18 protein-coding genes are annotated in these 22,864 nt (G+C 67.6%); 9 read left to right on the forward strand and 9 right to left on the reverse strand.

What is annotated here, in order from left to right; all coding sequences use genetic code 11:
* Both VNF92_04525 and atpC read left to right on the forward strand, forming a co-directional pair.
* The coding region (locus VNF92_04525; GenBank protein ID HVA57131.1) for a F0F1 ATP synthase subunit beta at window positions 1–256 on the forward strand (256 nt) is incomplete at its 5' end.
* A 10-nt stretch (window positions 257–266) separates the two neighbouring features.
* The gene (atpC, locus tag VNF92_04530; GenBank protein ID HVA57132.1) at window positions 267–518 is read left to right on the forward strand and encodes an ATP synthase F1 subunit epsilon; all 252 of its coding nucleotides are present in this window, start codon (window positions 267–269) and stop codon (window positions 516–518) included.
* A 12-nt stretch (window positions 519–530) separates the two neighbouring features.
* Here the strand turns inward: atpC and VNF92_04535 are convergent, their stop codons facing one another.
* The 3 genes from VNF92_04535 to VNF92_04545 all read right to left on the reverse strand — a co-directional run bounded on the left by VNF92_04535 (window position 531) and on the right by VNF92_04545 (window position 3,130).
* Window positions 531–833: a hypothetical protein gene (locus VNF92_04535; GenBank protein HVA57133.1), complete on the reverse strand. Its 303-nt coding sequence runs from the start codon at window positions 831–833 to the stop codon at window positions 531–533.
* A 329-nt stretch (window positions 834–1,162) separates the two neighbouring features.
* Window positions 1,163–2,458 (reverse strand): glycosyltransferase N-terminal domain-containing protein, encoded by a 1,296-nt coding sequence (locus VNF92_04540; protein HVA57134.1) that lies wholly within the window; start codon window positions 2,456–2,458, stop codon window positions 1,163–1,165.
* Between the two features lie 3 nt (window positions 2,459–2,461).
* Window positions 2,462–3,130 carry a thioredoxin domain-containing protein gene (locus VNF92_04545; protein ID HVA57135.1) on the reverse strand — a complete coding sequence of 223 codons (669 nt, stop codon included), beginning with the start codon at window positions 3,128–3,130 and terminating at the stop codon, window positions 2,462–2,464.
* A 171-nt stretch (window positions 3,131–3,301) separates the two neighbouring features.
* On the opposite strand from VNF92_04545, the gene VNF92_04550 reads away from it, so the two are divergent.
* The 6 genes from VNF92_04550 to VNF92_04575 all read left to right on the forward strand — a co-directional run bounded on the left by VNF92_04550 (window position 3,302) and on the right by VNF92_04575 (window position 11,045).
* Complete coding sequence (locus VNF92_04550) at window positions 3,302–4,108, forward strand: TPM domain-containing protein (protein HVA57136.1); 807 nt, start codon at window positions 3,302–3,304, stop codon at window positions 4,106–4,108.
* Between the two features lie 4 nt (window positions 4,109–4,112).
* Entirely contained in the window at window positions 4,113–4,832 is a 720-nt protein-coding gene (locus VNF92_04555; GenBank protein ID HVA57137.1) for a hypothetical protein, read from the forward strand.
* Window positions 4,833–4,968: 136 nt separating this feature from the next.
* On the forward strand, window positions 4,969–5,565 hold the full coding sequence (locus VNF92_04560) for a LemA family protein (protein ID HVA57138.1): 597 nt from the start codon (window positions 4,969–4,971) through the stop codon (window positions 5,563–5,565).
* Window positions 5,566–5,858: 293 nt separating this feature from the next.
* Window positions 5,859–8,936, forward strand: coding sequence for a SusC/RagA family TonB-linked outer membrane protein (locus VNF92_04565; protein ID HVA57139.1), 3,078 nt, complete (start codon window positions 5,859–5,861; stop codon window positions 8,934–8,936).
* A 15-nt stretch (window positions 8,937–8,951) separates the two neighbouring features.
* Window positions 8,952–10,367 carry a hypothetical protein gene (locus VNF92_04570; GenBank protein HVA57140.1) on the forward strand — a complete coding sequence of 472 codons (1,416 nt, stop codon included), beginning with the start codon at window positions 8,952–8,954 and terminating at the stop codon, window positions 10,365–10,367.
* Window positions 10,368–10,511: 144 nt separating this feature from the next.
* A complete protein-coding gene (locus tag VNF92_04575; protein HVA57141.1) occupies window positions 10,512–11,045 on the forward strand; it encodes a hypothetical protein in 534 nt (177 codons plus the stop codon).
* A 76-nt stretch (window positions 11,046–11,121) separates the two neighbouring features.
* On the opposite strand, the gene metG is transcribed toward VNF92_04575, so the two are convergent.
* Genes metG through dnaE form a run of 4 tightly spaced genes read right to left on the reverse strand, consistent with a single transcriptional unit; the run spans window position 11,122 to window position 18,259 of the window.
* The gene (gene metG / locus VNF92_04580; GenBank protein ID HVA57142.1) at window positions 11,122–12,660 is read right to left on the reverse strand and encodes a methionine--tRNA ligase; all 1,539 of its coding nucleotides are present in this window, start codon (window positions 12,658–12,660) and stop codon (window positions 11,122–11,124) included.
* The gene (ricT, locus tag VNF92_04585) at window positions 12,661–13,797 is read right to left on the reverse strand and encodes a regulatory iron-sulfur-containing complex subunit RicT (protein HVA57143.1); all 1,137 of its coding nucleotides are present in this window, start codon (window positions 13,795–13,797) and stop codon (window positions 12,661–12,663) included.
* A 2-nt stretch (window positions 13,798–13,799) separates the two neighbouring features.
* Window positions 13,800–14,765 (reverse strand): acetyl-CoA carboxylase carboxyltransferase subunit alpha, encoded by a 966-nt coding sequence (locus tag VNF92_04590; protein HVA57144.1) that lies wholly within the window; start codon window positions 14,763–14,765, stop codon window positions 13,800–13,802.
* 2 nt (window positions 14,766–14,767) lie between these two features.
* A complete protein-coding gene (gene dnaE, locus VNF92_04595) occupies window positions 14,768–18,259 on the reverse strand; it encodes a DNA polymerase III subunit alpha (GenBank protein ID HVA57145.1) in 3,492 nt (1,163 codons plus the stop codon).
* Window positions 18,260–18,386: 127 nt separating this feature from the next.
* Between dnaE and VNF92_04600 the strand changes: the two genes are divergently transcribed.
* On the forward strand, window positions 18,387–19,526 hold the full coding sequence (locus VNF92_04600) for an aminopeptidase (protein ID HVA57146.1): 1,140 nt from the start codon (window positions 18,387–18,389) through the stop codon (window positions 19,524–19,526).
* On the opposite strand, the gene VNF92_04605 is transcribed toward VNF92_04600, so the two are convergent.
* Both VNF92_04605 and VNF92_04610 read right to left on the reverse strand, forming a co-directional pair.
* Window positions 19,449–21,572, reverse strand: coding sequence for an ATP-dependent helicase (locus VNF92_04605; protein HVA57147.1), 2,124 nt, complete (start codon window positions 21,570–21,572; stop codon window positions 19,449–19,451). The genes VNF92_04600 and VNF92_04605 overlap by 78 nt on opposite strands.
* 10 nt (window positions 21,573–21,582) lie before the next feature.
* Window positions 21,583–22,224, reverse strand: a complete 642-nt coding sequence (locus VNF92_04610) for a sulfite oxidase-like oxidoreductase (GenBank protein HVA57148.1) — start codon at window positions 22,222–22,224, stop codon at window positions 21,583–21,585.
* Between the last annotated feature and the right edge of the window lie 640 nt (window positions 22,225–22,864).

The following is a 22,864-nucleotide window of genomic DNA, read 5'->3' on the forward strand; positions in this document are numbered from 1 at the left end:
CATGGACGAGCTCTCGGAAGACGACAAGAAGATCGTCGGCCGCGCCCGCCGCATCCAGCGGTTCATGTCGCAGCCGTTCGCCGTGGCCGAGCAGTTCACCGGCATCCCGGGCAAGTACGTGAAGCTCGAGGAGACGATCAGTTCGTTCGAGCGGCTCGTGGCCGGCGAGTTCGACCAGTATCCCGAACAGGCGTTCTTCATGGCCGGCGGCGCCGACGACCTGATCGCCAACGCCAAGAAGCTCGCCCAGGGCTGAGGATCACCGCGTGCTCACCGTCTCCGTCATCTCGCCCGACGCGGTGCTGTTCGAAGGCACCACGGACTCCGTGGTCGCTCCCGCGTTCGACGGCCAACTCGGCATCCTCACCGGGCACGCCCCGATGATGACGCTGCTCGGCAAGGGCGAGCTACGGGTCGGCGACGGCGCCGACGCCAAGCGCTTCATGGTCGAGGGCGGGTTCCTTCAGGTCGTGGAGAACCGCGTCCGCGTAGTCACCGAGCGCGCGCACGCGGCCTGACACCGCGCAGCCTCAGCTCCGCAGATTGGCGCAGGCCACCACGTCGGTCTGACTCGTACCGTCGTTCGCGTACAGGTTCACGTGGTACGTCTGGTCCACCGTCATCGTGCCGCGGAATTCGGCGGTCACACGGGCGGCCCCCGAGGTCTGGACATTCAGCCGCGGATTCTGCCGCGGCGACACGAGGGGCAGGTCGGCACCCCCGCATCCGCCCGGCACGATGGTCCAGAGCAACTCTTCCGGGCCCCGCTGCGAATTGAGTTCGATGACCACCGTGAACTGGTCGTCGGTGCCCCCTTCCGACCTCACGGTCACCGTGCCGTCCACGCGCGACGGACGGGCCTCCGCCAACAGCCCCGAACTCGCGGCACTCGTGGCAGCGAAGTTACCGGTTCGCTTGAAAGTCGCGGCTCCCCCGCCTCCGCCGGTCAGCGAAACGATTGGTGTGAGCCCCGTATCTGCCCCGGCCGACGACCCGCCAGACGCGCAGGCTCCGACGAGGCCTGCTGAGGCCAGGATTGCCCAAAAACGCAGGGTGTTCATGCGGAACTCCATGAAAGCCGGCCAAGAAAGCGAGTGCCGCCATGGGACGGCTCCCACCAGACAAGATGACACCGCTTATAAGCGCGGGGAAGCCGAAAACCTCATGTGGCGAGTAGCCCCTCCACCAGCCTGACGGAGCGCTCGGCGGCTCCCAGGCCCCGTTCCACCGCGTTCCGCGCCATCTGTCCGGCCTCCGAGCGCATTACTCCGCTATTCAACCACGCCGACAGCACCTCGGTCACTTCCTCGCGCCCCGGCGCCGCCCGCGCCCCACCGGCGGCCAGCAGCACGCGCGCGTCGCGACTGCCCTCGTGCCTGGGCCCGAAAGCCACCGGCACCCCGAACGCCGCCGGCTCCAGTACGGAGTGCAGTCCGGCCGCGTGAAATGCGCCGCCCACGTACGCGATGTCGGCCAGCGCGTACAGCTCTCCGAGCACCCCGACCCGGTCCACCAGCACAACATCGGCCGAGCCCGCCCCCGCGGCACCGAGCCGCGCCAGCGCGAACCCGTGGCGCTCCGCCCACTGCTCGATCGCGTGCAGATGCGGCGGCGTCGGCTCGTGCGGTGCGATGATCAGCCGCATGCTCGGCTGCCGGCGCCGGCACGCCTCGATCGCGGCCAGCAGCGGCGTCTCATCGGTGGGCCAGGTGGACCCGGCCACGATCGTCGGACGGTCCGACGCCAGCGGCCCCAGCAGTGGGCCATTCCGGTCCACACGCGCCGCCCGCGCCCACACCTGGTCGTAGCGGGTGTCGCCGGTGATCGTGATGACCGATGGCCGCACGCCGAGCCCCACCAGCCGCTCCGCGTCGTCGGCGTCGATGGCGCCCACCGCGTCGAGGGCCGCATAGGCGTCGCGCAACCAGATCGCGGCCCACGCACGCCGCCGTGAGGAGTCTGCCGCGAGTGTGGCGCTCACCAGCCCCAGCCGCACCCCGCGCCGCGCCGCCTGGTGCGCGATCATGGGCCATACGTCGAGCTTGCTGAACACCAGCGCGCGGGGAGCCAGCGCGTCCAGGGCGGCGCGCGCGTCGCCCGCCGTGTCGAACGGCAGGTAGTCGCGAAAGTCCACGTCCAGTTCCGCCGCGAACCGTTCCGCGCTCGGCGAGTAATATGTATATGCTAATAGCAGCGATGGGTGGGCCACGCGCAGGCGTTCCAACACCGGCCGTGCCTGCAGCCCCTCGCCCACCGACGGCGCGTGCATCCAGAGCAGGGGGCGCGTCGAGTCGCGGTGCTTCCCCCACTCCGCGTAGCGGCCGCGAATGCCGCGCCGGGCCGCGAACGCGCGCGCGAGCTTCGACCCCCCGCCCGCGGCCCCCGCCGGCGCGGCCGCCGCCGCGAGCCGGGCCAACTGCGCCGCGGCGGCATAGATCGGCCGGAGCGCGGCGCGCACGGGCTAGGGTTTGCCGCTCTTGGCCAGCGCCGAGTCCAGCGCGGCGACGAAGGCCGACGTGGGCGCCGCGCCCACGATCTTCTTGCCGTTCACGAAGAAGGTCGGCGTGGACTCCACCCCGCTCGCCCGCAGCCGGGCCTGATCCGCCTGGATCATCGGACGCGTGGCGTGCGTGGTCACGCAGTTCCGCCACTCGACCATGTTCACGCCCGCCTTCGCGGCCAGCGAATCGAAGAACGCCGCCGGATCGGCCTGCTCCGCCCATGCGTCCTGCGTGGCGAACAACAGCTGGTGCATGGGCCAGAACTTCCCTTGCGCCGACGCACACATCGCAGCTTCGGCGGCCTGCTCGGAATGCACGTGCATGGACAGCGGATCGTTCACGAACGCGAACCGTACCTTGCCCGTGTTCACGTAGTCCCTGAGGATGGTGGCATAGCTCGCGTCGTGCCACTCCTTGCAGTACGGGCACTGGAAATCGCTCGCCTCGACCAGCCAGACGGACGCCGACGGCGAGCCCTGGATACGGCCGGCGTCGGCCCGTGCGAGGATCGAATCGGGAGCGGCTGGGCTCGGCGCCCCTCGGTGCTGCAGCCGGGGCCCGGCGGCCGCCGTGGTCGCGGCGACCAGCGCCAGTGCGCCGAGCGATACAACGATTCGTGTGCGAAGCATGACCTGTTGGCTGGAGTGGGGCGCCGTGAGAAACAGCGGCGACTCGAATTCCGTACCAACTTAATGCGGCCCATCGACGTGCGGAGGATGTGGGCTTGGCTGGTCCTGGCGCTCCCGCTCCGCTAGAATCGAAACGGGCCCCGTGCCCATTTCCCGAGACGTCGAGCTTCCGTGTTCCTTCTCTCGTTCATTGCTGGGTTGGCCGGACTGTGGCAGGCCGGCGGGCTGCAGATCCCCGCCCCCGTCGGGCTCGTCAACGACTTCGCGCACGTGCTGCCCGCCCAGACGGTCGACGCGCTGACGGCGCTCGCCCAGGCGGTACGCACGCACTCGCCCGGCGAGATGGCGATCGTCACGCTCCCCGACCTGCACGGACAGGACGTGAGCCAGGTGGCGCTGGAGATCGGCCGCCAGTGGAAGGTCGGCAACGTGGGACAGCCGGGCGATCCCACCCGCAACGCCGGCGTCGTCATTCTGATCGTCCCCAAGGAGACCAACTCCGACGGCAGCGGCCAGTGCCGCGTCGAAGTGGGCCGGGGCGCCGAGGGGTACATCACCGACGCCGACGCCGGGGACATCTGCCGCGAAGCCGCGTCGCGGTTCTTCCGCAACCGCGACTATGGCAACGGCACCTCCCTCGTGGCGATGCGCGTGGCTCAGGCCATGGCGCAGGAATACCATTTCTCCATCGACTCCGCGCTCGTCGCGTCCGTGCCCTCGCCTGACCAGTCCAGCGGATCGTCGTCCGGGGGCATTCCGCCGGTGGTGTTCATCTTCATCCTGTTCATGGTGCTGAGCCTGCTCGGTGGACGGCGCAGCGGCTGCCTGCCGCTGCTGTTCCTGGGGGGCATGGGTGGTGGCCGGCGGGGCGGATGGGGCGGGGGTGGGTTCGGCGGTGGATTTGGCGGTGGGGGAGGATTTGGCGGGTTCGGTGGCGGTGGCGGGTTCAGTGGCGGCGGTGGAGGTTCTTCCTGGTGACGCTATGGCAAAATTGACTCTCGACGACCTGGTCGCTCAGTTGCGCGGTGTTTTCGGCGCCGAATTGCACACGGTCGTGCTCTACGGCTCGGCCGCTGCGGGCGAACACATACCCAGCCGCTCGGATCACAACGTACTCGTGATCGTCGAACACCTCGACGTGGCGCACCTGCGTGCGCTCTCGGCCACGGTGCGCGCCTGGGGAGAAGCGGGCAATCCACCGCCGCTCATCTTCACCGCCGAGGAATGGCGCGAGTCGAGCGACGTGTTCCCCATGGAATATGCCGACATCCTCGAGCGCCACCGCGTGCTCCACGGTCCCGCCCCGTTCGACGGCATCCGCGTCAGTCGGGCCGATCTGCGGCTGCAACTCGAACGCGAAGTGCTGGGCAAGCTGCTCGCGCTGCGCCAGGGCACGCTGGCCGCGGGCAACGACAATAAGGCGGAACTCCGCCTGCTCACGGCAAGCGTGAGCACCATCATGGTCGTGTTCCGCGCCGTGGAGCGGCTGCGCGGCCAGACGCCGTCGCGCGACAACGTGGAGTTGAGCCGTGCCGTCGCCTCCGCAGCCGGTGTGGATCCCGAGGTGTTCGTGCGCGTGGTGCGGCACGTCCGCGGCGAGCAGAAGCTCGCCGCCGCAGACGCACCCAGCGTACTGGACGGGTACCTGCGCGGGGTGGAGGCCGTGGTTCACTACCTCGACGGCTTCTCGGCTCAGGGGTAGCGGCCGGAACCTGGGCCGGGCAGTCTTCGTAGGGTTGCTGGCGGGAAGCCGGACGGGCGGTCCGGCTTCCCGCCCGACGTGGGCCCGGCGGCATGGGCCGCGCGTCGATTCACCATCGGGAACGAGGAATTCTTCCATGAAACGTCGCTGGCTCGCAGGTGCGCTCATCGTCCTCACCACCGGCTGCGGATACAACACCATCCAGAAGCTGGACGAGCAGGCGTCTTCGGCGCAGAGTCAGATCGAGGTCCAGCTGCAGCGGCGCGCCGATCTGATTCCCAACCTCGTGAGCACCGTGAAGGGCTACGCACAGCACGAGGAGGCGATCTTCGACACGGTTGCCGAGGCCCGGGCGCGGCTGCTCGGCGCGGTGCAGAGCAAGGATCCCGAGCAGATGGCAAACGCCGACCAGCATATGACCGGAGCGCTCGGCCGGCTGCTCGCGATCTCCGAGAACTATCCCAATCTCAAAGCGGACGAGAGCTTCCTGCGGTTGCAGGACGAGCTCACGGGCACCGAGAACCGCGTTGCCGTGGCACGGAGCGACTACAACGACGCGGTGCAGGCGTACAATGCCTACATCCGTCAATTCCCAGCCGTGCTGACGGCCAAGGTGACCGGGGCCAAAGACCGGAAGTACTTCAAAGCCACCGAGCAGGCGGCCACCCAGGTGCCCACGGTGGACTTCTCGAAGCCGGGTGCAACACAGCCGCCGCCGTCCAAGCCAAACTGATGTAGCGAACGGCAGGGAAGCTGGGGGGCCTCAATCGAGGCCCCCTTGCTGCAATTGGGCCACGGCCTCTTCCGGATATCGTGAATGGCGGCAAGGTCGTCAAGAACTAACAAAGAAATGGACCGTTTACCGGAAAGCATACCGACCGCTGTGACGTTTCTCGATCGTCGCGCGGTTGGTGGTGTTTAGCAGGCTTCGGCGCTCCGGTCGAGCCTTGCCGCCCTAACCGGTGGGACCGTCGCGTCGGCTGTCCCCCGGTTCGGAGATTCCCCACTGCGGGAGGGAGACGGTCGATGAGACAGCTGCTGCGAGGGTTGTTCACCGCGCTCGTGGGCTCGATGGTATTTGCCGCGGCCGCCAGCGCACAAGCCACCGGGTCCATTGCGGGCCGAGTGATGGACAAGCCGTCCGGTACGCCGCTGGCCAATGCGGTGATCACCGTGGTCGGAACGCCGCGCGGGGCGCGCACGGCGGACGACGGCACGTATCGCATCACGGGCGTCCAGGCTGGCGCGCACACCGTACGGGTCAACCGCCTTGGCTACACCGCGTCGACGATCGCCGTATCGGTCCCGGCCGGCGGTGAAGCCACCGCGGACTTTGCGCTCAACCCCACCGCCACGCAACTCGAACAGGTGATGGTCACGGCGACGGGCGGTACCGAGCGCAAGCGCGAGAACGGCAACGACGTGGGGATCATCAATAGTAGCGACGTGAACCTCGCGGCGGCGCCCACCTTCACCGACGTCCTCGCCGCCCGAACCGCCGGCCTCACGGTAACCGGCAACTCTGGTGAGCCGGGCACCGCGTCTCGCATCCGCATCCGCGGCGCCAACTCGGTGTCGCTGTCCAACGAGCCGCTGATCATCGTCGACGGCGTCCGCGTGGACAACAGCCCCAGTTCCTTCAATGTGAACACGGGCGGCCAGACGATCAGCCGGTTCGATGACATCAATCCGGAAGACATCGAAAGCGTGGAAGTGCTCAAAGGGCCGGCGGCATCGGCGCTCTACGGCACCGCCGCGGCCAACGGCGTCATCCGGATCACCACGAAGCGCGGCCGTGCCGGCAGCACCGTGTGGCGCGCCTTCGCCTCGGACGGCTCGATGGTCGATCCCACGAACTATCCGGCCAACTACTTCAATATCGGCACCACACCCTCGGGGGCGCCGTTCAACGGGTCGTGCACCAACGACCGCACCACGCTCGGCCAGTGCATCCAGGGCACGATCGCCAGCTTCAACCCGGAAAAGTTCTACCACGTCGAAGGCACCGGCGGCAACCACGACTTCGGGCTCAGCACGTCGGGCGGCAGCGATGCGGCCCAGTACTTCATCAGCGGCGACATGCACAATTCGCAGGGCACCGCGGGCCCCAACTACGATCGCGGGTTCAGCCTGCGGTCGAACGTGACCGCCCAGCTCAAGCCGAACGTTCAGTCCACGATCACGGCCAACTACATCGACCGTCAGGTCGGCCTGCCCCAGAACGACAACGACATCTACGGCGTGATGGGCAACATCCTGCTCGGCAAGGCGTTCAATTGCGCATCTGGCGTCGCCCCGCCGAACTGCCGCAGTGACACGCTCAGTCACGGCTTCTATTCTGCCAACCCCAACACGTTCTACTACTGGCCCATCACGCAGGACGCCAAGCGGTTCGTGGGCGGCGCCAACACCACGTGGCAGGTGACGAACTGGTTGACCGCCATGGGCCAGGCCGGCATGGACGTCAACAACATGTTGGACCAGAGCATCGACCCCGCCAACGTCGTCACCTGGATCAACCAGTCGCTGATCAATGGCTCGGCCACCCAGGTTCGGGGCCAGAACATGGACTATTCGGCGCAGGGGAACCTCGTCGCAACGCACCCGCTTCCGCATTGGTCTGACATCACCACGTCCACGACCATCGGCGGCCAGTACGTCAACGAGCAACAGCACACCACGTCTGCCAGCGGCACGCAACTGGTGCCCGGCACGGCGTCGCTCGCCACCGCGAGTGCCAACAAGAATATCGGCGAGAGCAACCAGACCGTGATCACGGTTGGCGGCTACGTCCACGAGCAGTTGGCGTGGAAAGACCGCGTGTTCATCACCGGGGGCGTCCGCGGCGACGAGAACAGCGCGTTCGGCTCGAACTTCAAGCTCGCGTATTACCCCGCCATCAGCGCCTCGTGGGTCCTGTCCGAAGAGCCTTTCTTCCGTGACCACTTCGGCAACCACGACTGGCTCAGTTCGCTCCGCCTGCGCAGTGCCTACGGCGTGTCGGGGCAGAGGCCCGGATTCCGCCAGGCGGATACGTATCTCAGCGGCGCGGCGGTGGCTGCGCCGGGCGCCACGGAACTCACCGCCGTGGTCGTTGGCGGCACCGGCAACGCCAACCTCAAACCGGAAATCTCAACAGAGACGGAGTTCGGCGCCGACCTCGGCTTGTTGAGCGATCGCGTGAGCCTCACGTATACGCACTACAGCAAGACCACGCGCGACGCCCTCATCGCCCAGACCCTGGCCCCGTCGCTCGGCGTGAGCAGCACGCAGTTCGTGAACCTCGGCGAGGTTTACAACGGCGGGAATGAACTCCAGCTCGACGCGAGCGTCGTCGACCGCCGCGACTTCAAGTTCGATCTCGACGCGTCGGCCTCGACCAACACCAACCGCCTCCTCCAACTGGGCGCCGGCATCCCACCGATCACGTTCAACAACGGTGAGCAGATGCACGTCCAGGGCTACCCATTGGGCGGCTACTGGCAGCGCGCAATCCTGTCGTACAAGGATCTCAATGGCGACGGCATTCTCAGCCGCGCCAACTGCGCGGGGCAGCCGGTCGTGGTCGGTGGCCCGGCCTGCGAAGTCGTGCTCAGCGCCACCCCCCAGTACCGGGGGAGCGCCCTGCCCACGAAGACACTCACCGTCTCGCCGTCATTCACGGTGTTCCGCAATCTCAGGCTCTCCGCGCTCTTCGACTATCGCGGCGGCTTCTACGTCTACAACGAGACGCAGGAGTTCCGCTGCACCTCGTCGGCGTTCAACAGCTGTCCCGAGGTCAACAACCCGCACGCGGCCCTGGCCGATCAGGCGGCGGCGATCGCCAAGCTCGAGGGCTCGAGTTGGGGCTATATCCAGCCCGGCGATTTCACCAAGCTCCGCGAAGTCTCGGCCACGATCACGCTGCCCACGGCGTGGGCGCACCGGGTCAACGCTGCTGGCCTCTCGCTCACCTTTGCGGGCCGCAACCTGCACACGTGGACCAAGTACAAGGGCTTCGACCCTGAACTGAACTCGCTGAGCCCGTCGGGCTTCTCCACGACCGATTTCTTGACCCAGGCGCCGCTCCGCATCTGGACGACGCGTCTCGACATCAGCTTCTAACCACCCACCCATATCATGAGCGACAGACGAATGATGACCACTGCATCGCACCGCACGTGGCGCCGCATCGCGTCGCTGAGCGCCCTCGCGCTCGGTGGACTCGCGGCCACGGCCTGCAATCTCGACAAAGTGCTCAAAGTGAACGACGTGGACGTGGCCACCCCGGCCTCGGTCGCGAGCGTCTCGGGCCTCCCGGTGCTCTATGCCGGCGGCCTGGCGGATTTCCAGGCGGAACTCACGGCCGTGGACGGGTCGATCACGCTCCCCGGCCTCATGACCGACGAACTCCGCGACATCGACACCTTCCCCACGCGCATCGAGGTGGACCAGCGGAACACGGAGGTCACCAACAGCACGGTCAACACCTGGTACCGCCAGATGCACCTGGCCCGGGCGTCGCTGGAACGCGCGACGTCGGCTTTCGGGACGTACGCAGCCAGCGATCCGCGCAACGCGGAACTCCACGCGCTCGACGGGTTCAACTACATCATGTTCGAGGAGGATTGGTGCAACGGCGTCGCCTATAGCAATTTCGTGAACGGCGCCGCGACCTACGGCGCCGCGCAGACCGGCGCTCAGACGTTGGCCCTCGCGATCGCGCAGTTCGATTCCGCGCTCGCGATCGCCGCCCCCGGCTCCAACCAGGCGTACCTGGCCGACGTCGGCAAGGGACGCGCCCTGCTCGACAAGGGCGATTACGCCGGGGCCGCCGCCGCGGTGGCCAATGTTCCGGTCGGCTTCCAGTACTTCGTCTACACCTCCACCAACAGCAACCGTGAGAACAATGGCGTCTACGTCAACGTCGGGCCGCTGAGCAAGCGCTACGCCGTGGCCGACATGGACGGCACGAACGGGCTGCCCTTCCGCACCGAAGGCATGAACGTCGCCGGCACCACGGGCGATTGGCGCATCCGCTTCAACCACTCCGGCATCGGTCAGGATGGCCAGTCGGCAGCCTTCTACCAGCAGAAGTATCCGGGTCAGGCCTCGCCGGTCGTGCTGGCCGACGGCATCGAAGCCCAACTCATCATTGCCGAGAACCAGCTGCACACCGGGGACCCGGCGGGCATGATCAGCACGCTGAATGCACTGCGCAGCAACCTGACCATCGCCAACCGCATCCCGTATACGCAGGCGGGCCAGTCCACGCCCGCGGCGCTGCCGCCGCTCACCGACCCGGGCACGGCCGACGGGCGCGTGAACCTGCTGTTCCACGAGCGGGCGTACTGGTTGTTCCTGACTGGGCACCGGCTGGGCGACATGCGCCGGCTGATCCGGCAGTATGGGCGGAGCGCCGAGTCGGTGTTCCCGACCGGCAACTATCAGGGCGCGGCAGGCGGCGTCGTGGGCACGGACGTCAACTTCCCGATCACGATCGACGAACAGAACAATCCCGTCGCCGGCGATGCCTGCCTGGATCGCAACGCGTAACACCTGACGGGTTCCGGGGTAGCGTAAGCGGGAGGTCTCGAACGAGGCCTCCCGCTTTCGCCTGTCGTGCCCGCCGCTAGTTTCCATCGGCGCGCCGGCCGCCGCCCCGCTGCGGCGCGATCGACCCTCAGCTCAGGAGCCCACATGAAGGCATCACGCCTCGTGATTTTCGCGACCACCGCTGCCACGCTCGCCTTTGCTGCCCCGCCGGCCCATGCCCAACAGCTGGAACCGGCCGTGCATTTCGGTGCCTCCGCGGGCCTCAATATTCCGCTCAGCGATCTCAGCCGCGCCGTGCAGACCGGCTACATCATCAACGGGTTCGCGCAGGGCACGCCCGAGGGATCGCCCGTGGCGCTGCGCGGCGAGATCGCCTACAGCGGCTTCAGCGGCAAGAACTCGCTGGTCAACCAGAACGTCACCATGCTCATGGTCAATGCCGTGCTTCCCACGGCGGCCACCGGCGACGTGCCGTACTTCATCGGCGGCGTCGGCCTCAACCACGTGAGCAGCTACATCGGCGTCAACAGCGAGAACGATCTGGGGCTGAACTTCGGCGGCGGCTACGAGTGGCAGCTCGGCGACATGCATTACTTCGTGGAGATGCGGTACTACTACATCGCCCACACCGGCGCGTCGCGGCAGATGCTGCCCATCACCTTTGGCGTGACCTTCTGAGCGTAAGGCCGGGCGCAGCGCACGACGGGGAACTCCACCGGAGTTCCCCGTCCGCGCATCCCCGGTGGCACGCACCCTAGCTGGTGCGCTCGGGCTTCGGGAACAGCGGATCGCCCTTCGTCACCCGCCAACCGGCCGGGTCGAGCGCGTCGAACTCCGCGAACCGCTGATCGGCCACCGCGCCGGGGCCGCCCAACTGCTTCCACAGCACCTGCGCCTTGCCCGGCATGAAAGGCTGGAGCGCCACGCACTGGCGCGCCAACTGGCGGATGAGCGTGCCGAGCGCGACGTCGAGTGCTCCGGCGAGTGTCGGATCCTTGGCCAGCTTCCACGGCGCCTGCCGGTCCACGTACTCGTTGCCGCGGGCCACGGTGAGCCACACGGCTCGCAGCGCCTCGTGCAGCGGGTAGCCCAGCGCCCCGTCCATGGCGGCGTGATAGGCGGCGTAGTCCGCGGCGTCGGCCTCGTCCACCGGGCCGCGCGGCGCCGTTGGCACCACGCCCCCGCGGTAGCGGTCCACCATGGCGATCGTTCGACTCGCCAGGTTTCCCCACGCGTTGGCCAGGTCGGCGTTGTACCGGTCTTCGAACCGCTCCCACGAGAAGCTGCCGTCGCCGTCAAAGGGCACCTCGCGGGTCAGGAAATACCGGAACGCGTCCGGTCCGAACCGGTCGATCGCGTCCGCGAGTTCGAGCTTCACGCCGGCCGATTTGCTGAAGCGCTCGCCGCCCAGCGACACGAAGCCGTGCGCCCACACCGCCTCGGGCAGCGCCAACTCCGCCGCCTTGAGCATCGCCGGCCAGATCACGCAGTGCAGCCGCGTGATGTCCTTGCCGATCACGTGCAGCTGCGCCGGCCACCGCCGCGCGTACGACGGGTCGGGATAGCCGGTGGCGGTGAGGTAGTTGGGCAGGGCGTCGAACCAGACCCACGTGCCCTGTTCCTCGCCGTCGCTCGTCGGGATCGGGAACGGGATGGCCCAGGCCAGCCGCGACCGCGTGATGGAGATGTCCTCCAGCCCCTGCTCGAGCAGCGACAGGATCTCGTTGCGCCGCGTCTCGGGGCGCAGGAAGCCCGGGTGCTCGGCGAACCAGGTCTTTAAAAAATCCTCATAACGCGTGAGGCGGAAGAACCAGTTGCGCTCCTGCGTCCACTGCAATGCCCGGGTCGGGTGGACGACGCACTTCCCATCCACGATCTCGTCGTCGCGCTTGAACAGTTCGCATCCCACGCAGTACCACCCTTCATATGTCTTCTCGAAAAAATCGTCGGGGTGCAGCTCGTGGATGCGCAGGATCAACGCTCGCACGCCCGCCTTGTGGGCGGGCTGCGTGGTGCGGATGAACTGGTCGTAGGAGATGTCGAGCCGGGCCCACACCGCCTCGAACGACGCCGCGATCCGATCCACCAATGCCTGCGGCTGCACGCCCTGCGCCACGGCCGCCTGCGCCACCTTCTGGCCGTGCTCGTCCATTCCCATCAGGAAGTGCACGTCGTCGCCGCGCAGCCGCCGGTACCGCGCGATGGCGTCGGCGCCGATCTTCTCCAGGGCGTGTCCCAGATGGGCCTCGCCGTTGGCGTAGTCGATGGCCGTCGTGAGGTAGAATTGGGGCACTTACGCTCCGGATGAAGACGGGCCGGGGCCGGTGGAGCCCGGCCCCCCGCGGTTCCGCCGGCCGCCGCGGCGGCCACGGCGGCGGTGCGGACGGCGCTCCCCGCTCGGGGCCGCTCCCGCCTCGACGCCCGGCGCAGCCTCGGACGACGCCGGCTCCACGGCTGGAGGCTCGTCGGCCGCCGCGGACGGTGCGGGCTCATCGGCCGGCTCGGATTCCAGTGCCGCGTCCGCTTCACGATCGGCGCTCACCAGTTCCGGCGCTTCGGCATCAACCGGGCGCGCGCGCAGCCAGGCCGCGTTCGGGTCGAATGTCGCCACGTCTTCGCGCAGCTCGGCCAGGGGTACGATGCGCGGTTCACCGTCCACGCCGCGCAACGTCACGCGCTCCCGGAAGATATCCACCGCCAACACCTTCTCCTCACCCCGCGACGTCACCAGCGGCCGCCCCTCCTTGGGGAACCGCTTGCGACTCTTCACGTAGAACTCGTGCTCGTAGCGCAGGCAGCACATCAGCCGCCCGCAGGCGCCCGAGATCTGCGTCGGATTGAGCGACAGCCGCTGGTCCTTGGCCACTCCCAGGTTCACCGGCAGCAACTCGGGCAGCCACGACGCCGAGCAGTACTGCCGCCCGCATCGCCCCACGCCGTCCAGCCGCTTGGCCTCGTCGCGGACGCCGATCTGCTTGAGTTCGATGCGCGTGCGGAACGTCGAGGCCAATTCGCGCACCAGATTGCGGAAGTCGACGCGTTTGTCGGCCGTGAAGTAGAACGTCAGCTTCTTGCGGTCCCACTGCCACTCGGCATCGGACACTTTCATGGGCAGATCGTTGGCCTTCACGCGCTCCTGGGCGCGGCGGCGCGCTTCGTCGTCCTGATCGCGCAACTCGGCGAGCCGGCGCAGGTCCTCCGTGCCGGCCAGCCGGCGCGCCCGGCGCGCCGGGAGTGCCGATCCGTATCCGTGCGAGGCGCCCGCGTTGCGCCTGGCCGCCTGCTCGCCCACGGCGTGCACGCGTCCCACGTCTTCACCCCGGTCGGCCTCGACGACGACCGGCGCCTTGAGCGGCGGGATCTCGTCCTGCTCCCAGATGAAGAAGTCCTTGCGGTTGCCCTTGAATGCGACTTCGATGAGATGCGCCACACCTACTCCAGAAACTGACCCATCCGCAGGAATTTCTCGCGGCGGCGGCGCACCAGCTTGTCCGGTTTGAGACGGCGCAGGTCGTCGAGGTTGCGCATGAGTGCCTCCTTGACGGATGCGGCGGTGGTCTCGTAGTCGGCGTGGGCCCCGCCGGGCGGTTCGGGGATGATCTCGTCGATGACGCGCAGCTCGTACAGATCGGCGGCCGTGATCTTGAGCGCCGACGCGGCCTTCTCCCGCATTTCCGGGCTCTTGCCGTCCTTCCACAGGATGGCCGCGCATCCTTCCACGGAGATGACGGAATATACCGAGTTCTCCAACATCATCACCCGGTCGGCCACGCCAAGGCCCAGCGCGCCGCCCGATCCGCCCTCCCCGATCACCGTGGCCAGGATCGGCACTTCCAGCCGGCTCATCTCGAACAGGTTGTGTGCGATCGCTTCCGACTGGCCGCGCTCCTCGGCCCCCAGGCCGGCCCATGCCCCCATCGTGTCGATGAAGTTGATCACCGGCACGTGGAACTTCTCGGCCAGCTTCATCAGCCGCAGCGCCTTGCGGTACCCCTCGGGGTGCGGCATGCCGAAGTTGCGCCGCACGATTTCCTTGGTGTCGCGCCCCCGCTGGTGGCCGATCACCATCACCGATTCGCCGTCCAGCCGCGCCCACCCGCCCACGATCGCCGGATCCTCGCGGAACAACCGGTCGCCGTGCAGTTCCACGAAGTCGGTGAACGCCAGCCGCAGGTAGTCCAGCGTGAACGGCCGCTTGTTGCTGCGCGCCACCAGCACGCGCTGCCACGGGGTGAGGTTCTTGTAGATCTCGCCGCGCAGCTCGGCGAGCTTCTTCTCGAGCGGCACCAGTTCGGTGGCCACGTCCATCTGGCGCTCGCCGGCCAGCCGCTTCAACTCCTCGATCTGCCTTTCCAGCTCGACGAGCGGCTTCTCGAATTCCAGCGAGGCGGTGGCCATGGTCAGCCTCCGCGAACCAGGTGGACCCGCTCGGGTCCGAGCACCGCCCGCAGATCGGTGAGGGCCGCCTGCGTCACCGGCAGCCGCAGCGTCCGCGAACGGAACCGTGCCAGGCCGGCGCCGTCGCGCCACTGCACTTCCAGCGGCGGGTTGGCGGCGTGCGAGGTCGAATGCGCCTCCACCACCGAACGTACGTCTCGCATGATATCGGCGCTCACGATTTCGTCCGGCGTCAACTCGATGGCCACGGCGACCTGTCCGCTCACGCGGATCTCCGCCAGCGGCTTCACCGACGCGACGATGAAGGTTGGATGCTCCGTTTCCTGGTCCCGTCGCGAGTACCCGCCCTCGATCAGCACGGGGACGTCGGTCCGCACCCGGTCGCCGATGGCCTGCCACGCTTCGGGAAACACCAGCACCTCCGAAGATCCCGAAAAATCCTCCACTGTCAACCGGGCAAACTCGGCGCCGCTCTTCTTGCTGGTCTGCCGGCGCACCGCCGTCACCACGCAGCCGATCGTGGCCGGCTCCTGCGTCCAGCGGCCCAACTCGGCCACCGTGCGCGTGGCGAACAGCTCGCATTCCACGCGATATGGCTCCAGCGGATGGCCGGAGATGTAGAACCCGAGGATCTCCTTCTCCCTGGCCAGCCGGTCGGACTCGGTCAACGGGGCTACGTTGGGCAGCACGTGCGTTCGCTCCATCGTCGTCCCCGTAGGACTCGCGCCCAGGTCGCCGAACAGCGAGACCTGTCCCGACGTGCGCTCCTGCTGCCCCAGCGACGCTTCCTGGAGCGCCGTGTCGAGCGCCGCCAGGTACTGCTGCCGGTGGCCGCCCAACGCGTCCAGCGCCCCCGAAGCGATCAGCGACTCGAACACGCGCCGGTTGCAGAGCCGCAAATCCACCCGTTCGCACAGGTCGTACAGATTGGTGAACGGCTTCGCGCCGCGCGCCGCGAGTATCGACTCGATCGCGCCGCGCCCCACGTTGCGAACGGCGCCCAGCCCGAACCGCAGCCGTTTGGCGCCCACCACCGTGAACTTGTAGCCCGACTCGTTCACACTGGGCGGCAACACCTCGATGCCCAGCTCCCGCGCTTCATTGATGAACTTCACCACGCTGTCGGTGTCGCCGATGGACGAACTCAGCAGCGCCGCCATGAACTCCGCCGGGTGGTGCAACTTGAGCCACGCGGTCTGGTACGAGATCACCGAGTAGGCCACGGCGTGCGACTTGTTGAACCCGTAGCGGCCGAACGTCTCGATCTGGCCGGCCAGCTCCTCGATGATCTTTCGGTCGTATCCGCGGGCCACCGACTTCTCCACGAACTTGCCCAGTTCCTGCTTGATCAGGTCGGCGTCCTTCTTCCCCACCGCCTTGCGCAGCACGTCGGCTTCGCCCAGCGAGATCCCGGCCAGCAGCTGGGCGATGCGCATCAGCTGCTCCTGGTAGGTGATCACCCCGTACGTGGGCTCGAGCAGCGCCTGCAGCTCGGGCAGCGCGTAGGTCACCGCCTCCTCCCCGCGCTTGCGCCGCTGATACACGCGGTGCATGCCGGAGTCGAGCGTGCCGGGGCGCATCAGCGCGTTCGAAACCACGAGATCCTCGAACCGGTCGCAGCGCATGCCGCGCAGCATGTCCGTGGCCAGCGGCGATTCGAACTGGAACACGCCCACCGTGCGGCCGGCCCGCAGCATCTGGTAGACGCGCGGATCGGCGTCGTCGATCGCATTCAGATCGGGGCGCGTGCCGGTCGTCCCCTCGATCGCGTCCAGCGCGTCCTTGATCACCGTCAGCGTGGTCAGCCCGAGAAAGTCGATCTTGAGCATGCCCACCGCCTCGAGCGCCCCCATGTCGTACTGCGTGACCACGACCGGCTCGTCGCTGGCGGCGCCGGCGCCCTTGGAGGCCTGCGTGCACACCGGCACGTAGTCGTCCAACGGTCCCGGCGCGATCACCACACCCGCGGCGTGCACCCCGGTGTGGCGCGACAGCCCTTCGAGCGCCATCGCGTAGTCGAGCAGCTGCCGGTACCGCTCGTCGTCGCGGTAGAGCTTCTTCACGTCGGCTACCTTCTCCACCGCGTCCTTCACCGTGAGCGAGTAGTTCGGCTGGTTGGGCACGAGCTTGGCCAGCGCATCGGTCTCGGCGGGCGTGAACCCCAGCACGCGGCCCACGTCCTTGATCGCGGCCCGCGACTTCATGGTGCCGAACGTCACGATCTGGCCCACCGACTCGCGCCCGTACTTCTGGCGCACGTACTCGATCACCTCGCCCCGCCGCTCGAAGCAGAAGTCCACGTCGATGTCGGGCATCGACACGCGCTCCGGATTCAAGAATCGCTCGAACAGCAGGTCGTACTTGAGCGGGCACACGTCGGTGATCCGGAGCGCGTACGCCACCAGCGAGCCCGCCGCCGAACCGCGCCCCGGACCCACCGGGATGCCGCGGTCGCGCGCCGCTTTGATGAAGTCGTATACGATCAGAAAGTATCCGGCGTACCCGGTCTTCGTGATCACGTCCAGCTCGTAGGTCAACCGCTGCTGCGCCACCTCGGGCAGCGGGTCGCCGTACCGGTCCCTGGCCCCCGCCTCGGCCAGCCGCATCAGCAGCTCGTTCTCCGATGCCACCCCCGCCGGAAGCGGGAACGACGGCACGTGGTACTTCTTGGTGAACGCCACGTCCACCTGGTCGGCAATCGCCAGCGTGTTGGCCAGCACGTCGGCGCGCCCCGGAAAGCGCTCCGCGATCTCGGGTGCGCTCTTGAAGTACAGTCCCTTGTCGTACCGCATCCGGTCGCGCGACTCCCGGTCCTTGCCCAGCCCGATGCACAGCAGCACGTCGTGCGCGTCGTGATCGGCCTGTGTCAGGAAGTGCGCGTCGTTGGTCGCGACCACCGGCAGGCCCACCTCGCGGGCCAGCGCGAACACGCGCTCGTTGAGCTGGGCCTGCCCCTCGGAATCGTGAGCCTGGACCTCGAGGTAGTAGCGGTCGCGGAACAGGTTCGCGTACCAGTGTGCCGTTTCCCGCGCCGCGTCGAGATCGTTCGCCTGCAGGTGGGTCGCGATCTCCCCCGCCAGACACGCCGACGACACGATGATCCCCTCGTGGTACCGCGCCAGCAGCTCGCGGTCCACCCGCGGCCGAGAATAGAATCCCTCGGTGTACGCCAACGACGACAGCTTGCAGAGATTCTTGTAGCCCACGAGGTCGCGGGCCAGTAGCACCAGATGGTAATACGCCTTGCCGTTCGGCCCACGCGCCCGCGCCCGGCGGTCCCCCGGCGCCACGTACGCCTCCATCCCGATGATCGGCTTCACCCCCGCCTTCTTGGCCTTCTCCTGGAAATCCCACGCCGCGTGCAGATTCCCATGGTCGGTAATCGCCAGCGCGGGCTGCTCGAATTCCTGCGCCCGCCGGATCAGGTCGCCGATCCGGTTGGCACCGTCGAGTAGCGAGTACTCGGAATGGCAGTGGAGGTGTACAAAGGACATCGGTCGCAAGATAGCTCCCCGCCGAAGGGGCGTCAAAACGACTTGGATGCCGTGTAAATCTATGAACGATAGATGTTTATAGACGTTCAAATTGTAGTTGTCGCCGTTTCCTCTCACTCTCGCTTCCGTGCGCCTTCGGACCATCGCTCTCCGCGTTTTCCTCACCTTCCTTCTCGCCGTCTTCGCGTACTTCGCGCTGTCGCCCACCGGTCGCTACCTCGTCCGCGCTGCCTGGGAAGAGGGCCGGATCCTCGCCCACCGCCATCCCATCGCCGCGCTCGTCGCCGACTCTGCCACGGCGCCCACCGTGCGCGCCAAGTTGCGCATCGTGCTCGCCGCGCGTGCCTTTGCCGCCGAATCGCTCGGCCTCGCCGCCAAACAGAGCTTCACCACCTACTCCCGCCTCCAGCACGACACGCTCGTCCTCGTGCTCTCCGGGGCCTACCGCGACCGCCTCGAACCCGTCACCTGGTGGTTCCCCATCGTTGGCCGCGTGCCCTACAAAGGCTTCTTCGACTTCGCCGCCGCCCGCGCCGCGGCCAAGCGGCTCGATGCCGACGGGTTCGACGCCTACCTGCGTCCCTCGCCGGCCTTCAGCACCCTCGGCTTCTTCAACGACCCGCTCCTCTCCACCTCGCTCCAAGACGACTCGCTTGGCCTTGCCAACACGGTCATCCACGAACTCACCCACAACACCTTCTACGCCGCCAACCAGGCGGTCTTCAACGAATCGTTCGCCAACTTCGCCGGCGCGCGCGGCTCGGAGCAGTTCTTCCGGTCGCGCGGCGACACCGCCACGGCCCGCCTCGCCGCCCAGCGCTGGGACGACGAGAAAGTGCTCGGCCGGTTCTGGGACCGCGTGTATCACGCCGTCGATTCTGCCTACCGTGCGCACCCGGAGAGCATTGCGGCGCGCATCGCCGCGCACGACACGGTCTATGCGCGCGCGCGCCAGGAGTTGGTCGCCGAGGTGGGGCCGCAGCTCCGCACCATCGACACACGCTACCTCGATCGTGCCCGGCTCGATAACGCCACACTGCTCGCGCAGCGCATCTACCTCACCGATCTCGACTTCTTCGACGATGTCTACCGGTTCGAGGACGACGATCCCCGCCGGGCCATCGCGCAGGTGATCACCATCGCCAAGTCGCGCCCCGACGATCCATTCGGCGCGCTCCGGGACTGGGCCTCAACCCACCCCGCTCCCGCCGCCGGTTCCACTCCCGCCCCCGGCCCCACTCCCGCCCCCGCCAAACCGGCCCCGTAACAGCGCCCGGAGGTCGATTGGCGAGTCCGGCGTTGGCGGCGCCGCCGTGGGGTCGGGCTTCGCGTCGTCGCCCAGCACCACGCGCTCCATCTGCTCGCGCACCCCGCGGTCGATGAACCGCGATAACTGGTCCATCGAATAGTCCATGCTCCGCCGCGACGAGTACACGTTGAGCGGGTAGCTCACGGCCAGGTGGTTCCGCGCCCGCGTCATCGCCACGTACAACAGGCGCCGCTCTTCTTCCAATTCGTCATCGCTCTCGGCGGCGCGGGCCAGCGGAATCCACCCATCCACGGCCCAGATCACGAACACCGCGTCCCACTCCTTGCCTTTGGCCGAGTGGGCCGTGCTGAGCACCAGGGCATCGTCCTCCGCCTCGCTCGATCCCGTGGCCAGGTCCTGCGTGTTCGACGGCGGGTCGAGCGCCAGCGCCGCCAGGAACGCCGAGCGGCTGGGGTAGCCGGCGGCGATGGTCCGCAATTGGTCGAGATCCGCGAGCCGAGGATCCGGTCGATCATACCGCTCGCGCAGGATGTCGTCGTACAGGTGGCGGATGGCGTCGATCTGCGCGCCGAGTTCGCCGGCGTCGTCGCTCGCGCGGCGCAGCAATCGCAGCAGCGTGGACAGCGACTGGTGGGCGTCGCGCGCCCTCGGCGGGGGCACGAAGTGCGTGAATGCGTCGGGGTCCCACGCCCGTTCCGCCATCGATTCGATGATCGCCCGCGCCGTCACGTCGCCAATGCCCGGCATCAGCATGAAGATGCGGTACCAGCTCACCTCGTCGCGCGGGTTGTCCAGCACGCGCAGAAAGGCCAGCACGTCCTTCACGTGCGCCGCTTCGAGAAACTTGAGTCCGCCCCACTTCTCGAACGGGATCTTGCGGTTGGTGAGTTCGATTTCCAGATCGGCGCTCATGTAGCCGGCGCGGAACAGCACCGCGATCTCGCGCAGGGGCGTGCCCATCTCGTGCAGCTCGAGTACGCGATCCACCACGAACCGCGTCTGCTGCTGCTCGTCGCGCGCCGTCACCAGCCACGGCTTCTCCCCGCCCGCCCGCGACGTCCACAGGTTCTTGGTGAACCGCTCCTCGGCCCGCGAGATGAGCGTGTTGGTGGCGTCGAGAATGGGCTGTGTGGACCGGTAGTTCTGCTCCAGCGTGACCAGCCGCGTGCCCGGATACTGCCCGGGGAATTCGAGAATATTGCGAAAGTTGGCGCCGCGAAACGAATAGATGCTCTGCGCGTCGTCGCCCACCACGCTCAGGTTCTGGTGGCCGCGGCACATGCCGCGCAGGATGCGCGCCTGCAGCAGGTTCGTGTCCTGGTACTCGTCCACCAGAATGTGGTCGTACTGCCCGGCGATGCGCGCGGCCAGGGCCTCGGACTGCTCGAGCAGCAGCGCCCAGAAGAGCAGCAGGTCGTCGTAGTCCACCAGGTTCCGGTCGGTCTTGCGGCTGGTATAGTCGGCGAAGATGCGCGTGATGTCGCCGGTGTAGTCCACGAACCGCGGGAAATCCTGATAGAGAATCTCTTCTATGGCCTGCTCGGTGTTGATGTGGCGGGAGTAGACGTGGTGCAGCGTCTCCTTCTTGGGAAAGCGCTTGTTCTTCTGGGCGTACCCCAGGTGGGCGCGGGAGAGCTGGATCAGGTCCTCTGCGTCCCCCTGGTCCATGATCGTGAAGTCCGACGGCAGCCCGCCGGCCGCGCCGAACTGGCGGAGCAGGCGGTGGCCGGTGCTGTGAAAGGTGCCGCCCTGCACGCGGGCCGTGGCCGAGCCCACCAGCCGCTCGGCGCGGGACAGCATCTCGTGGGCGGCGCGGCGGGTGAAGGTGAGCAGCAGAATCCGCTCGGCGCCCACGCCGCTGTCTATGAGGTGCGCCACCCGGTACACCAGGGTTCGTGTCTTGCCGGTGCCCGCACCGGCGATGATGAGCAGCGGGCCGCTGCCGTGCGAGGCGGCCGCCCACTGCTCGGCGTTCAACTCGGCGCGCAGGTCGCGGGTGGAGGGGGCGACCTCTCGCGGGCGGGGCGGGTAGATGCGCGTCACGACGCCGGCGCTACTTGGAAGCGTTGCGGAAGCGGTTGATCATCCACTGCTGGATATCGAAACTGCTATACCGCTCTTCTTGCCAGGGGTCGCCGCGCATGTGGTAGCCGTTGCGCTCCCAGAATCCGGGCTCGTCGTGGGGCAGGAACTCCAATCCCCGCACCCACTTGGCGCTCTTCCAGAAGTACAGGTGGGGCACCACCAGGCGCAGGGGCCAGCCGTGGTCGGGCGACAGGGGGCGGCCGTCGTGGTAGGCGGCCAGCAGATTGCCCGGCCGGTCCAGGTCGCTCAGGGGAAGATTGGTCGTGAATCCTTGCTCGGCGTGGATCAGGACGTACGCCGCGGTGGGCTTGGGCTTCACCTGTTGGAGCAGGGCTTGCACCGGCACGCCCGTGAACCGGTTGTCGAGGCGGCTCCAGCGGGTCACGCAGTGGATGTCGCAGAGGGTGTCTTCCTGCGGCATGGCCATGAGTTCGTCGAACGTCCACGCGTGCGGCTCGTCCACCAGGCCCGAGATTTCGAACCGCCAGGTGGCGAGATCCACGTGGGGGACGTTGCCGTAGTGGAGGACCGGCCATTTTTCCGTGCGCGTCTGCCCCGGGGGAATGCGGGCCTTGTCGCGGGTGCGGACGTCGTGCGACGGGAGTGCCATGGCGCGTCTGGTCGGAGCGGGAGCAGGGGGCCGGGCGTGGGCGGCGGCGGGGATCGGAGTTCTACCCTCAATAGGTAGAATCTAAAGGTCGGTGCAATCGGGCCATAAACTTACGTTTTCTAGAGTTGGTGAGCGGTCTCACGTCGATCGTGGGGAGATCACGACCGGATTGTGACGGAACGCCATAGCAGGGGGGCGGGCGTGCGGGGTATTTTACCCTCTCGGCGGCGGGTCGTCGTAAGGCGGAGTGCCGGGGCGGGGGGTGAGTCGCCGGTGGGTCCGGTATTGGAAGACGGTGGCGAAATTGGCAGTTCTTCGGGTTGACCGCCCCTCGTCCAGGGCCTATCTTCAGCCGTTCGCATCCAATAGGGCGAAGTGTGTCCTGTTACTTCGGAGGCGTTGCCACAGTCTCCAAGTCGTCTCAATCGCGGGACGGCTGTGTGTTGGAAGTGGCACATGGTGTCTGTTGCGACGCCGCGATTTGCAGGTCCATGTTCACAGCATCACTTCTTTGATTAGGGGGTAAGATGCAAAAGGTATCTCGTTCGATATTCACCGGGCTCCTGGTGATTGCGGGCCTCACGGCCTGCGGTGACAAGGTGACGGTCGCACCGGGCAACTCGAGTTCGGCCGCGGCGCC

This window comes from Gemmatimonadaceae bacterium, assembly GCA_035533015.1.
In the GTDB taxonomy this organism is placed as follows: domain Bacteria; phylum Gemmatimonadota; class Gemmatimonadetes; order Gemmatimonadales; family Gemmatimonadaceae; genus JAGWRI01.